16 protein-coding genes are annotated in these 12,681 nt (G+C 50.7%); 14 read left to right on the top strand and 2 right to left on the bottom strand.

Going from position 1 to position 12,681, the window contains the following annotated elements; all coding sequences use genetic code 11:
- Positions 1 to 374: 374 nt before the first annotated feature.
- Together PKO01S_RS10035 and PKO01S_RS29030 are read right to left on the bottom strand one after the other, a co-directional pair.
- Positions 375 to 917 (bottom strand): ImmA/IrrE family metallo-endopeptidase, encoded by a 543-nt coding sequence (locus PKO01S_RS10035; protein ID WP_127531200.1) that lies wholly within the window; start codon positions 915 to 917, stop codon positions 375 to 377.
- Positions 850 to 1,287 carry a helix-turn-helix transcriptional regulator gene (locus PKO01S_RS29030; RefSeq protein WP_174818561.1) on the bottom strand — a complete coding sequence of 146 codons (438 nt, stop codon included), beginning with the start codon at positions 1,285 to 1,287 and terminating at the stop codon, positions 850 to 852. Before PKO01S_RS29030 ends, PKO01S_RS10035 begins: the two co-directional genes overlap by 68 nt.
- Positions 1,288 to 1,557: 270 nt before the next feature.
- On the opposite strand from PKO01S_RS29030, the gene PKO01S_RS10025 reads away from it, so the two are divergent.
- The 14 genes from PKO01S_RS10025 (at position 1,558) to PKO01S_RS09960 (ending at position 12,680) form a co-directional block, all read left to right on the top strand.
- Positions 1,558 to 2,202 (top strand): ECF-type sigma factor, encoded by a 645-nt coding sequence (locus tag PKO01S_RS10025; protein WP_246070517.1) that lies wholly within the window; start codon positions 1,558 to 1,560, stop codon positions 2,200 to 2,202.
- Positions 2,203 to 2,682: 480 nt separating this feature from the next.
- Positions 2,683 to 3,120, top strand: a complete 438-nt coding sequence (locus tag PKO01S_RS10020) for a phage tail terminator family protein (RefSeq protein ID WP_127531199.1) — start codon at positions 2,683 to 2,685, stop codon at positions 3,118 to 3,120.
- Positions 3,117 to 3,299, top strand: coding sequence for a hypothetical protein (locus tag PKO01S_RS10015; protein ID WP_127531198.1), 183 nt, complete (start codon positions 3,117 to 3,119; stop codon positions 3,297 to 3,299). Before PKO01S_RS10020 ends, PKO01S_RS10015 begins: the two co-directional genes overlap by 4 nt.
- A gap of 1 nt (position 3,300) precedes the next feature.
- Entirely contained in the window at positions 3,301 to 4,617 is a 1,317-nt protein-coding gene (locus PKO01S_RS10010) for a phage tail sheath family protein (RefSeq protein WP_127531197.1), read from the top strand.
- A gap of 1 nt (position 4,618) precedes the next feature.
- A complete protein-coding gene (locus PKO01S_RS10005; RefSeq protein WP_127531196.1) occupies positions 4,619 to 5,080 on the top strand; it encodes a phage tail tube protein in 462 nt (153 codons plus the stop codon).
- A 38-nt stretch (positions 5,081 to 5,118) separates the two neighbouring features.
- Positions 5,119 to 5,544 carry a phage tail assembly chaperone gene (locus PKO01S_RS10000; protein WP_127531195.1) on the top strand — a complete coding sequence of 142 codons (426 nt, stop codon included), beginning with the start codon at positions 5,119 to 5,121 and terminating at the stop codon, positions 5,542 to 5,544.
- A 188-nt stretch (positions 5,545 to 5,732) separates the two neighbouring features.
- Positions 5,733 to 8,363: a hypothetical protein gene (locus PKO01S_RS09995; RefSeq protein ID WP_127531194.1), complete on the top strand. Its 2,631-nt coding sequence runs from the start codon at positions 5,733 to 5,735 to the stop codon at positions 8,361 to 8,363.
- Complete coding sequence (locus tag PKO01S_RS09990) at positions 8,360 to 9,109, top strand: LysM peptidoglycan-binding domain-containing protein (RefSeq protein WP_127531193.1); 750 nt, start codon at positions 8,360 to 8,362, stop codon at positions 9,107 to 9,109. Before PKO01S_RS09995 ends, PKO01S_RS09990 begins: the two co-directional genes overlap by 4 nt.
- Entirely contained in the window at positions 9,102 to 10,070 is a 969-nt protein-coding gene (locus PKO01S_RS09985; protein ID WP_127531192.1) for an XkdQ/YqbQ family protein, read from the top strand. The genes PKO01S_RS09990 and PKO01S_RS09985 overlap by 8 nt, the downstream gene beginning before the upstream one ends.
- Positions 10,071 to 10,364, top strand: a complete 294-nt coding sequence (locus PKO01S_RS09980; RefSeq protein ID WP_127531191.1) for a DUF2577 domain-containing protein — start codon at positions 10,071 to 10,073, stop codon at positions 10,362 to 10,364. It abuts the gene before it with no gap.
- Entirely contained in the window at positions 10,361 to 10,759 is a 399-nt protein-coding gene (locus tag PKO01S_RS09975) for a DUF2634 domain-containing protein (protein WP_127531190.1), read from the top strand. The genes PKO01S_RS09980 and PKO01S_RS09975 overlap by 4 nt, the downstream gene beginning before the upstream one ends.
- The gene (locus PKO01S_RS09970; protein ID WP_127531189.1) at positions 10,752 to 11,828 is read left to right on the top strand and encodes a baseplate J/gp47 family protein; all 1,077 of its coding nucleotides are present in this window, start codon (positions 10,752 to 10,754) and stop codon (positions 11,826 to 11,828) included. Before PKO01S_RS09975 ends, PKO01S_RS09970 begins: the two co-directional genes overlap by 8 nt.
- On the top strand, positions 11,821 to 12,405 hold the full coding sequence (locus PKO01S_RS09965) for a putative phage tail protein (protein WP_127531188.1): 585 nt from the start codon (positions 11,821 to 11,823) through the stop codon (positions 12,403 to 12,405). The genes PKO01S_RS09970 and PKO01S_RS09965 overlap by 8 nt, the downstream gene beginning before the upstream one ends.
- On the top strand, positions 12,402 to 12,680 hold the full coding sequence (locus PKO01S_RS09960; RefSeq protein WP_127531187.1) for a ketopantoate hydroxymethyltransferase: 279 nt from the start codon (positions 12,402 to 12,404) through the stop codon (positions 12,678 to 12,680). The genes PKO01S_RS09965 and PKO01S_RS09960 overlap by 4 nt, the downstream gene beginning before the upstream one ends.
- The last annotated feature ends 1 nt before the right edge of the window (position 12,681 follow it).

The raw sequence follows: 12,681 nt of genomic DNA, 5'->3' as shown, positions 1-12,681 counted from the left end.
TACTGCCCTAAGTACCAAAGCAAAACGCGCTTTGCATGAGCAGGGCTCGGAGCTTGCATTGTACTGGTGGGGGAGGAATGGGTCGCTGCACGGATTACTGTCGCCGCGGCGGCTAACGAATCGTAGAAGCGCTATTTGACTTCAAAATACGAGTTTGCAAGTCTAACGAACTCCAGCGACGTTATTAAAGCATTATCGGCGTGTAAGTAACGTAATTGGATCAAATAAGATCACGTGGGTTCGTTAGATTTGAAAAGAGCTGATTCATCGCCCAATAACGCTTTTCCAGTTCGTTAGATTACCGCCAATGAAAGCGGGAAGGCGAATCACTAGCAATAAAAAAGAATCCTCCGATCAAATCGAGGGATTCAATCTCACCATGGCGCAAATATCTCCGCAACGCCAAGAGGTTCGAAATAGATGATGTAACGATCGTCGAGCATCGTGAACACCCCATACTTGTCACGGTAGCGATCGATAGCGGACTGTAAGAATGGTTCCGTTACGCCTAAATATTCCGCCAGTTCGAATCGGCCCTTCACGCGCGCTTTATAAGCATCGACTAGTCGATCTAACGGAATTAACCGCTCGTATGCCCACCTTCTAGCACGAAGCTCCTGCTTCCGATTCATCGAATCGCGCTGATCTAATATATCCCCCGACGAGGTGTGATAATGACCAAGCTCTTCTGCAAGCACGCAAGCCTTCTCAGTCGAGGTCGATATGGATTGATTAATCCATATGGTTCCGTCTCCGTATAGACCTTTGATCGAAGGAACCATAGGGCATTCTTGAATATCGATGCCTTGGTTAGCCGTATCTCTCAACAGCTTTTCATAATTCGTAGCTTTATACCTGATGGTTGCGTTTTGACCGGATGTACGCTTTGAAGCGCTCAATTTCTTCACGTTCTTCATCTGTCCACTCTTCTCCATCATGATGTGCAGCGATCGTATCGACATCACTGCTGTTCTTGCCTCTGGCCAGATGATGGTTCCGCTCCAACTCAACGGTCAGCTCCGCCAGGAAAGCCTCATCTGTATCTTTATCGGCATGTTTGTTGCCTGGGGAAAGCGTCTCCCCCTCTGGAACAGATAATCCAAGCAGGAAATCTACCGTAACGCCGTGGAATTGAGCCAATGCTGCCAGCATCACATGATCGGGATTGGATATGCCGTTCTCCCATGCGTTATACCGGGCACGTTTGACGCCGAGTACGCTTGCGACTTGTTCTTGGGTAAGACGCTTGTGGCTCCGTAACGCAGAAATTCTTTGATTAAGATTCATGGCTGGTCTACCTTTCGAATTATTGATAATATTATTATCAAAACCTCATTGACGATAATAATTTTATCAAATATAATCGGAATACGACAGCCGCTTGTCAAATATTGAGGGAGAGCTGTCGGTTGGTTGATAAAAATATTATCACAACCAAGCATAACTGATCGAAAAGTTTTCGTCAATATTGTCAGTTAAGTCGTCTTTTTTATACCGAGTGATAATTTTTTTATCAATATAAAAACATGTGAAATATAACGAAAGGGTGGCGTAAAAATGAAACTGCAACACACGGCGGAGCAAGCTTCTTATTATAAAATGCACGAGTCTGAAGCAATTGAGCGTCTTACCAGCTATAAGAGAATACTAGCCAGGCTTAAGGTGCTCGATAATTATTCGGTCGGCGCGGGGATTACCGTAAGTCGAATCAATCAGGATGACCATCTAATGGAATTACACCGAAAGCTGCGCGGAATGCCATCGTATATGTACCTCACGAAGCGGGAGCAAGTGCTGGAGACGACGGCTCATGCTTACTTGACCGGTTATCCGACAGGTACGAAGGCACAGTTAGCTGCTGTACCGAAGACGGCAACTGACGAGGAGGACGCTAAAGCATTGCGGGAAATCCGTAGTAAAATTCAGAAAGTAATTGAAGCGCGCACAGGCAATAGGGAAGGCTACGAAGGTGTTCTCGACCGGTTGAGCGAGTACCAAGATCTTCAGAATGAGCGAGACCAGATCGATTCGGCTTTATCGGCATTGGAGAGTTACAAGCCGGACTATGCAAAGCTGCTGCGTCTGCGGTATGTCGAGGGGCTGGAGATTAACGAGGTGGTGGACCGAATGCAGACCTCGCGGCGCACCTTCGAACGAAGCCGTCCGAAGGCGCTGCAAGAGTTCGGCCGGTTGTCCGTGTAACGGCGGGCGGTTGGCGGCGAGATGGCGGAACAAAGGCGTAGCAAAGCATGTCAACCCGTGATAAGATGCTAGTATGAAAACATTATCGAGATGAGCGAGGCCGTCCAAATGGGCGGCCTTTTGTATTTATGAAGCAAGATAATCATGAAGAATCCCTTTAGTTAGGGCTGCTGCAGTTCATCCGAACTGCGGCGGGCGGTTGGCGGCGGGATGGCGGAACAAAGGCGTAGCAAAGCATGTCAACCCGTGATAATATGCTAGTATGAAAACAATATCGAAATGAGCGAGGCCGTCCAATTGGGCGGCCTTTTCTGTTGTTCCTTAGGGCCTCGGCTGAGACTGCCGTGGCCCTATTATTTTACCGGCTGCCGCCGGATCGAAAGAGAGGTTAGGTCTTTATGGCAGAGCGAAGGACAGGGCTCCTCGCATTCCGAAAACGAAGAGAGCCGCCAGACAAGGCAGCTAAAGGGGGCATTAGCAATGGCTGAGGGAGAGACGGCAGATAACGAAGTCCGCGAAGCGGTCGCTGGCGTATTGGCGGAGACCTTCCCCGGCGTACCGATCCTTTCGGAGCCAACGAGTCAGGGGATTCCTGAACCGTACTTTAGGTTGATGGAACCCCAAGTAACGTATAAGCGGATTATGGGCCAGCGTTACGAACGGTTATATGCTTTTACGATTCAATATTTTCCGTCCACAGACGAGCCTGTCCAAGAAGCCGGCCTAGTGGCCGGGAAGCTTGCAGATGCGTTGGAGAACATTCCATCAGGAGGCGGGCAGCTCCGCGGGACGGGGATGCGGTATGAGACGGTTGAAAGAGTTCTGCAATTCTTTTTCACAGTTAGAGTGCAAGTGTACAAGCAAGTGCAACCAGTGCCCCGAATGGCGGCAATGATTATGGAAGGGTGGATAAAATGAGTAAATCGGTAGAGCAAGCATCAGAAGCGTTGTACAGCAAACAGCAGTTTGCGGCTTCGAATCGTTTCAGTCCGCAGCAGAAGGATATGCTGTCGGCTATTTTGACAGATGGTGAATTCTATACGTTCGGCGCTGTAGAGCGTCTAATTCGAGATTTCGAGAAAAGGTCGGTGAAGTAGAATGGCAGGCGGAGTATGGGCAGCTCAAAATAAGGTGCGTCCGGGCGTCTACATCAATTTTGTGAACGATGGCGGATCGATTGGTGCAATTGGAGAAAGAGGAACGGCGGCGATCGGTCTTCCGCTCTCGTGGGGACCGGCTAAACAAATGATTCGAATTCAGGCGGGCGAGAACGTCAAGGATATCCTTGGCTACACCATAACCTCATCGCAATTGCTGCTGATTCGGGAAGTGCTCAAGCGAGCGTCCACGTTGTTGCTGTTCCGGCTGAATGCAGGAACCAAGGCGAGTGCGGTAATCGGCGCTTTGACGGGTACGGCTGCACATGGCGGCGTACGCGGTAATGATTTGAGCTTAATTGTTCAAACCAATATCGATGATAATTCGAAGTTCGATGTGACGACTGTGCTGGATGGGGATTCGATCGAAACCCAGACGGTTTCTCAAGTGGATGAACTGAAACCGAACGATTGGGTTAGCTTCAGCGGCACAGGATCGCTTACTCTGACTGCAGGTGCGGCGCTGACGGGCGGCGACGACGGAAGTGCGACGAATGCCGACCATAGCGAGTTTTTGGCTGCGCTTGAGCTGGAGGACTTTCAGACCGTGGCGCTGACCGCTTCGGATAATACGCTCAAAAGCGTTTATTCTGCTTTCGCTAGACGACTTCGCGAATCAGATGGCAAGAAGATTCAGGCTGTCTTGGCGAATTACCCGCTGGCCAATCACGAAGGCGTTATTAGTGTCAAAAATGGCGTTGTGCTGTCGGACGGCACGAGTCTATCGGCTGCTCAGGCAACGGCTTGGGTGGCAGGGGCAACAGCGGCGGCAGGCGTGGCGGAGTCGTTAACGTACCAGAGCTACGATGATGCAGCCGATGCGCTGCCGCGTTATACGAATTCGCAGACGATTGCCGCGTTAGAAGCGGGCGAATTCTTATTTACAGCGAATAATGGCCGGGCCATCGTCGAACAGGACATTAACAACTTGATCAGCTACGGCGGCGAGAAAGGCAAAGCGTTCCGAAAAAACCGGGTTATTCGGGTACTCGACGGCATTGGCAACGACATTAAGCGGATTTTCGAACAGTACTACCTGGGCAAAGTGAACAACAATGCCGATGGACGCAATCTGCTGAAGTCCGAGATCGTCACTTACTTGACCGGTCTGCAGGACTCGAATGCAATCCAGAACTTCGATTCGCAGACGGACATCGCGGTGCTTCAGGGGGCCGACTCGGACAGCGTTACGGTTGAAGCGAGCATTCAGCCGGTTGACAGTGTTGAGAAAATTTATATGAAAGTGAAGGTGAAGTAGAATGTCCTACATTCGCGCTAACGATACGATCAACGGACGTGAAGGCCGGGCCTATGCGGTCATTAACGGCAAGGTCGAAGAAATGTTCTATATCAAATCGCTCGAGGCGACGATCGAGAAGGAAAAGGCCGAAATTAAAATGTTAGGCCAGCGCGGCACGAAACATAAGGCGATCGGCTGGTCCGGCAGCGGCAGCATGACGATTTACTACACGACGTCTCTGTTCCGTGAGTTGATGCTGTCCTACGTCGACAAGGGCGTCGATACCTATTTTGACATCCATATCGTGAATGAAGATCCGAACTCTTCGGTTGGCAAGCAAGACGTGACGCTCAAAGGCGTCAATTTGGATAAGGTCATCATGGCCAAGCTTGATACGGATAGCGAAGCCTTGGAAGAGGATATCGACTTTACGTTCGAAGGCGTAACGATTAACGATCCATTCGGCAAGCCGGGCATCTGATCATAAAAATACGATACCTGTACAGGAGGATTCGACTAATGGCAAAAGATCTTAGCGCATTCTATGCGCAGAATGCAGTAATGGAAGAAGCAGAGACGTTCATCGTCTCAGAAAGATTTCGGAACAGCGAGGGTGCGCCCGTGCCGTGGAAGCTTCGCAGTATGACGGAGGCGGAGAATGAGGAGTGCCGGAAATCGGCGACGCGTAAAGTGAAGGGCAAGCATGGCCAGCAGACGGTGGAAACGAACGCTGACGAGTATTTGGCTAAGCTTGTCGTCGCAAGCATTACGTACCCGGACTTGAAAGATGCGCAGCTGCAGCAGTCGTACGGCGTTCTCGGAGCAGAAGGTCTTTTGCGGAAAATGCTGCGTCCCGGCGAATACGCCGGACTAGTCGCGAAGGTTCAGGAGCTTAACGGCTTCGACCGCGATATGAACGACTTGGTCGAAGAGGTAAAAAACTGATCGAGGAGGGCGACAGCGAGGCGGTTTACGCCTACTACGCCCTCCATGAATTGCAGATTTTGCCTCATGAATTGATGCAGATGGGCCGCCTTCAGAAGGCGGCCATCTATGCTATGATCGACGTCCGGGTCAAGAAAGAAAAACAAGCCTCGAAATCACGCAAAAAGTAGCAAAGCGAGGTGTTTATAATGCCAACGATAAGCGTGAGTTTGAACAATATGGACCAGTTTACAACCACGCTCCAACGTTCAGAGCAAGCGCTGAACCGAATGGTCAGCGCGGCAGAACGTCTGCGGCGGCAATTGGAGAAGCGCATATCGGTTCATGTAGATACCTCCGGCGCCGTCAGCGAAATCGATAAACTGAAGAGAATAGACCGCATCAATGTCGGTGTTCAAGTTACCGCTCCGAATGCCGCCAGTTTACGCGCCCAACTAACCGGAGGAGGCTTAAGGCCCGTGGCGATCTCTGTCACAGTCAACGGGAATGCGGCGATCCGGGAGGCGAGGTCCATCCGCCAGCGAATTGGCCAAGTGCTCTCGTCGGCGTCGGTTGGGGTAGGTGTAAGCGTGGCGAATCTGGCGCAAATCCGGGCTCAGATGTTGGCTGCCTTACAGCGAGCTGGCACAATCGGGCTGCAAGTCAATGCTGCGGACATTGCTGCCATTAAGCAGCGGATTCAGTCGGAGCTCGGGACGATTCGTGCCCACATTCAAGTCCAGCTTCCGTCTTCGCTCAATGTTATGTTCGCCAACCTTCAGCGGCTTGTATTACGGCTGCTGGCCGCAACTAGACAGCTAGGATCGGCGAGCGGCAATACGAGGCAGCTTGAAGCCGCACTGCAGCGGATCGCTGCGCTGGAACAGAAAATCAATGAGCTGCAGGAACAGTCGAACGCGAAATTGGACAAAGCCGGGGGATTCTCGAGGAAGCTATTGAACTATCTTAAAGGAGTTGCTGCGACCTATTTAAAGCTTGCAGGTGCGCAGATCGGAGTATCGGTTGGTGCTGCGATGGAGGAGCAGAAGCTGAAGGATATGTTCATTGCCCGAACGGGCAAGGCCGATGTCGGCAGCGCCATGTTCGAGAAGTTCAAGCGGGAGGCTCTGGCGAAGGGGCAGGATATGCCGACATATCAAAAAGGGCTGATGTCTTTATTCCCCATGACGAAGAATACCGACCAAATGAGTCAATTGGGTCAGCTGGCTTCTCAAATGGCGGCATTCGATCTTAATGGCGGCGGTCTTAAAGGAGCGTTCAGCGCGTTAAAAACGGCTATGGGCGGCGATGTCAAGAGTCTAACGGATAGTTACAATATACCGAAATCTGCTTTAGCTGATTTTCAAAAGGATTACGCTAAGTATGGCAAAAAGGATAAAGCAGCCGGCTTCATCCAAGCGTTCAGCAACCTGCTGGAGAGCCAGAACATGGGGGAGCAAGCGTTCCGGACGATGCAAGCAACTCCAGCCAACCAAGTCAAAACGCTCGGCGGCAATGCCAAGTCGGCATTGGCAGAAGCGGGAGGAGCAACGGTTCAGGCTTTGCTTCCACTTATCTCAAAGCTCAACGAGATGTTCCAAAGTGGCCAAATGCAAGCGTTCTTTCATGCTTTAGGCGCTTCAATTGGGTGGGTAGCAACGATACTAGTAGGATTAGTTCGCGGCGCTATATGGCTTGCTGAAGTGATAGGCAATAACTGGACGATCGCCAGCTCTGTACTTGGAGGAATTGCGTCGCTTATTGGGATGCTGGTTATTCCGCGTATCTGGGCTATGATCCCTCCTATACAAGCTATGATTGTGTCCTTGTGGTCATCCATTCCTCCTCTAATCATAATGGCTTACAATTGGCTCCTTATGAATTGGCCGATTGCGCTTATTGCAGTGGCTATAGGAATTCTAATATACGCCTTGCAAAAATGCGGCGTAACAACGGCGGACGTTATCGGCTTTATTGTTGGGTTATTTATGACGTTAGGCGCCATTATTTACAATACGGTCGCAACACTGTGGAACCTTTTCGCCAGTTTCGCAGAATATTTGATTAACCTGTTTATTGATCCAACTTATGCAGTGCAGAAGCTGATCTATGATCTTGCCATGACTTTTGGCGGGTACATGGTGAATATGCTCCGCAGCGCAGAGGGCTTTGCCGGCGGCTTCATGGAAGTCATTCTCGGCGCAATCAATGGCATATTGAAAGGTTTCAACTGGTTAAGCAGCAAAATAGCGGATCTGACGGGTGTCGATCTTGGTACGGTTGACATGTTTGACACTACTAACATTAATGCGATGAGTGACAGTCTGCAGGGAATGCTTGATAAGCTGGAGAAGCCGGAGAGTACTAAAAACGTTGTATCGATCGGACGCATGGAACAGAAAAACCTGAAAGATAGTTTTGATTTCGGGTTCAATAAGGGCTCTGCATTTGCGGACTCGTTCCATTTTAAGAAGAATGACGAAAAGAAGGAAAAATCGATACTCGATGAATGGAACAACTCGCAGAAGCCAATGGCGTCGGACGCGGATAAGTGGAACAGCTCGCAGAAACCAATGACTTCAAACGTGGATAACATTAACCGAGTCGGCGAAGTCGGCAAAATTAACGATACCGTCGATATCTCCAGCGAGGATCTGCAAATCATGCGCGAGCTCGCGGAGATGAAAAACATTCAAAACTTCGTCTCGCTGCAGCCTCAGCTAAGCTTCGGGGACACTCATATCCGTCAAGACGGTAAATCCGTAGACGAGATTATTGCCAACATTAAGGTGAGATTACAGGAGGAGCTCGTCTCGTCGGCACAGGGGGTGTATGGATGAGTTACGGCATTTGGCTCAGCTGGGATGATCAGAAGGAAGGGTTTGATCTGCCGGTGCTGCCAGCTGAGATTGGCGTAGAAGCGAGCGGCGAAGGGTCTGAGCACGAGGTGCAAGGTCTGGGCAAGATCAATGTTATTAAGGATCGAGGGTTAATGTCCTATTCGATCGAAAGTCTGTTTCCGGCACATTCGTATCCGATCGACGATTCTTATTTCCCATTTCTCCGAACGATGATTCCGTCTATACGAGAGAAGCGACATTACTACTCTTCGCATTATCCGTACATCCAGTCGAGGTATCCGCTTCAGCCGAAGCAGTACGTCGATCATATTATGCGTTGGTGGGAATCCAAGTACCCGATCCATTTTATATATGTTGGGGACACCATGGAAATTAATACACCGGCGAGTATCGAGTCGTTCGAGTGGCGAGAGTCTGCAGGTGCACCAGGCGATATCGAGTATAAGCTCAAGCTGAAGGAATACCGCTACTTCTCGCCTCAACGCGCCACATTCGACAATAATAAGCTGACGAAGGCAACCGCGAAGCGTGCGGATGAGCGTGTCCCTGCGAAGACCTATACGATTGCCGCAGGCGATTCGTTGTGGAAGATCGCCCAGAAGACGCTCGGCAACGGAAGCCGCTGGCGGGAAATACAAGCGTTGAACGGCATTAGCGACGCCCAGACGAAGATGCTCAAGATCGGCACAATTCTGAAACTGCCTGCGGTGAACGCACATGCTTGAGATTCTGATCGATAACAAGAACGGGCGCGTATGGGACGTATCGACGATAGTGACGGATGTTTCCTGGACGACTTCGCGCGTTGGAAAACCAGCGGCTCTCGAACTGTCCGTCGTGAATGGCGGCTTAGGGCAAGATTCGGATTTCTCGATTCAAAATGGTGACGTCATCCGCGTGCGGCTAGGGGATGCGAATGTATTCTATGGCTACGTCTTTCGGTTGAAGCAGAACGCCGATCAGGAGATTAGCGTCACGGCCTATGACCAGACGCGTTATTTGCTGAATAAAGCGACGTATGTATTCAAGAATGTGGAGACAGGCGATGTCATTCGGCAGATCGCGAAGGATTTTCAATTGAAGACGGGCAGGATAGATCCAACCGAATATAAAATCCCTTCTATGATGGAAGACGGTCAGACGCTATTCGATATGATTGAGAAGGCGAATGTGCTGACGCATAACAATGCCGGCCAGTTTTTCGTTTTCTTTGACGATTTCGGGGCTCTTTCCCTGAGGAGGACGAGCCAATTGCAAACTGATTTTTATATTGGCGACGGCAGTCTGCTCACCGGTTACGATTACGGGAAAGATATCGACAGCGATACTTTCAACCGGATCAAACTATACCGCGATAACAAAGAGACGGGAAAACGGGATGTGTTCCAGATACAAGATAGCGCCAATATGGCGCAGTGGGGGGTGCTGCAGCTGTATGAGAGCATAGACGAGAACTTGAATAAAGCACAAATCGATGAAAAGCTTAAGCAGCTTGCAGTGCTGAAAAACCGCGAGCAGCGCACGTTATCTATCGATGCCATCGGCGATATTCGAGTTCGCGCAGGCATGTACGTGCAGATTATCATTTCGTCGCTGAACATCCGTCAGCTGATGCTAGCGGAAGAAGTGAAGCATAGCTTCGGCAACGCCGAGCATAACATGTCCATGACATTGAAGGTGGTCTAAATGTTGGATGCCATACGCAAGGCTGCGATGAGCGCCGTAGAGGCGTCGAACCCCGTAGCTTTCTTATACGGCACCGTAACCAAATCGAATCCGCTCGAGGTAAACGTCGATCAGCGTTTTACTCTCGATGCGGATTTTTTAGTTCTGACCGAAGCGACCGCGGAGCTGAAGTTTAGCATTGGCAGCACGGAGTATGTGATCCGCCGTGCGCTGCAAGTCGGCGATCAGGTGCTGCTCGCCAGGCTTCAAGGCGGTCAGCATTATTTAGTTCTGGATAAGGTGGTGGTAACATGATTCCGCTCGGCGGACAAATAAGGGCAGACAGTATCGAGTTCCAACCGCCGTCCCTTACATGGAAGCTGGATTTCGATAGAGGGAGAGTCGTCGGCATGATCGACGGCATGGAGGCTGTGAAGCAGGCAGTCCGCAAAGCGTTGCAGACGGACCGGTTCGCTTATTTAATTTATGATGCCGACTATGGCAATGAAATGGCAAGATTGATTGGGAACAATCCGGGGCTTGTACGCTCGGAGCTTCGCCGCCGCATACGGGAAACATTGATGCAGGATGACCGGATTCGTGATATTGCGGATTTTACAGTCGAAATTAGCGGGGACATCGCAACGGCTGTATTTTCTGTCGTATCGGTATTTGGGGATTTTAAGGGGGAGGTGACAACCCATGTATGAAACGCAAACCGCTGACGTGATTTTGGAACGAATGCTTGCGAGGGTACCGGGAGACATCGATAAGCGTCAAGGCTCTGTTTTGTACGATGCTTTAGCCCCAGCAGCGGCTGAGTTGGCTCAAATGTATATCGAGCTCGACGTCAATTACAAATTATCATTTGCGGATACGGCCTCGGGAACGGAGTTGGCCCGGCGTACAGCCGAATTCGGGGTTAATCGAGAACCGGCAACGGCTTCCGTAAGGGAGGGCAAATTTTATGGGACAGGAGATACGCTGATCGACGTTCCGTCCGGCAGCCGATACTCGATAGGCGAGGTCATATACACCGTTGCCTCGCGGATCGGGACCGGAATTTATTCGCTAACTTGCGAAGCAGTAGGTACCATCGGCAACCAACCGTATGGAGCGCTGCTTCCGATCCAGTTCGTACCCGCTCTGGTCCGAGCAGAGCTCGGCAAGGTGCTGGTGCCTGGCGAGGATGAAGAAACCGACGCAGCCCTGCGCACGAGATACTTGGATCACGTGAACCGTCCTGCGTTCGGCGGCAATGTCGCAGACTATAAGCAATTGATCGGATCCATGAACGGGATCGGCGGCTTGAAGGTATATCCGATCTGGCAGGGCGGCGGAACGGTCAAATGTACGGTGATTGCTTCGGACTGGTCCGTACCGTCGGCTGCATTGATTGATATGGTCCAGACGGATGTTGATCCGACAGGAAATAGCGGGACGGGAAAAGGACTGGCTCCGATTGGTCATAAGGTGACCATTGCCGGCGTAGCGAGTAAGACGGTGAACGTTCGAACGAACGTAACTTTGTCTGGGGTTACCGTAAGTCAAGTTCAAGCCTTCATAACGGCCGCCATTCAAGAATATCTGACGGACTTGCGGAAATCTTGGGCGAATCAGAGCCAGCTCGTCGTTCGAATTGCTCTGATAGAAGGAGCAATACTTACGGTCCCTGGCGTAATCGATGTTGCCGGAACATTGCTTAATGGAGCTGCTAACAATCTGACGCTAGCACAGGATGAGATACCTCTTTTGGGGACGGTGACAATCAATGCCTGATGCGATATTGACGTATCTGCCGCCATTTTATCAAGAAATAAAAGATTTTGTAGAGTTGTCCGTATCGGAAGATCTGGAGCTGGAGCGGCTCCTGCAAGCTGTACAACTTCTGCACGACGATCAATTTGTGGAGACGGCCAGCACTTCGGCCATCGAACGGCGGGAAGCGATGCTTGGCATCCAGGCGAGCTCGGAGGAGACGCTTGATTTTCGTCGGCTGCGCATTTTGAACCGGTATCAGATCAAGCCGCCGTTCACCGTACGGTACTTGCAGGAGAGGCTCGACTACATTGCCGGCCGGGGTAAAGCGACGGTATCCCTTGAACCCGGATTGTATCGATTGAGCGTCACGACAGCTATTCAAGATGCGCCTGTGTTCGGAGAAGTCGAACGAACTGTTATGATGTTGAAACCGGCTAATCTGGAATACAGACAGCAGACGGCGTTAGTAGACAAGATACACCTTCGCGAACAGATTACGAGTCATAAGCTGTCCCGCAATACCAAATTGGGGACAAGCTGGAAAGCGGGTATAACACCGTTTGCCGAACCGGGTACAGGGGTGGCTGCCGTATGATTACGAAGGTGTTTAAGAACGAGATGGCGCAGTACGCTGCGGATCGGATTGATAAGATAGCCCTGAACGCAGGCGCGTACACCATATCGGCGTTTACGGTTAAGCAAGTCGAAGAAGGCACGATTACGCTCAATTACATTATCCCGATTGGCGCGGTGCCGACTGTTAATCGAATTGAAGTGAAAAGTTTAACCGGTACGATAAGCGATAATGCGGTGAACATACCCATCACAACGGATACGCTCATCGTGCAAGTCATCTCGGTAGAGGAGTGAA

Source organism: Paenibacillus kobensis NBRC 15729, from assembly GCF_004000825.1.
Lineage (GTDB): Bacteria > Bacillota > Bacilli > Paenibacillales > Paenibacillaceae > Paenibacillus_T > Paenibacillus_T kobensis.
Note: the sequence above shows the minus strand (reverse complement) of the source record. Positions and strands in the feature narration are given on the sequence as shown.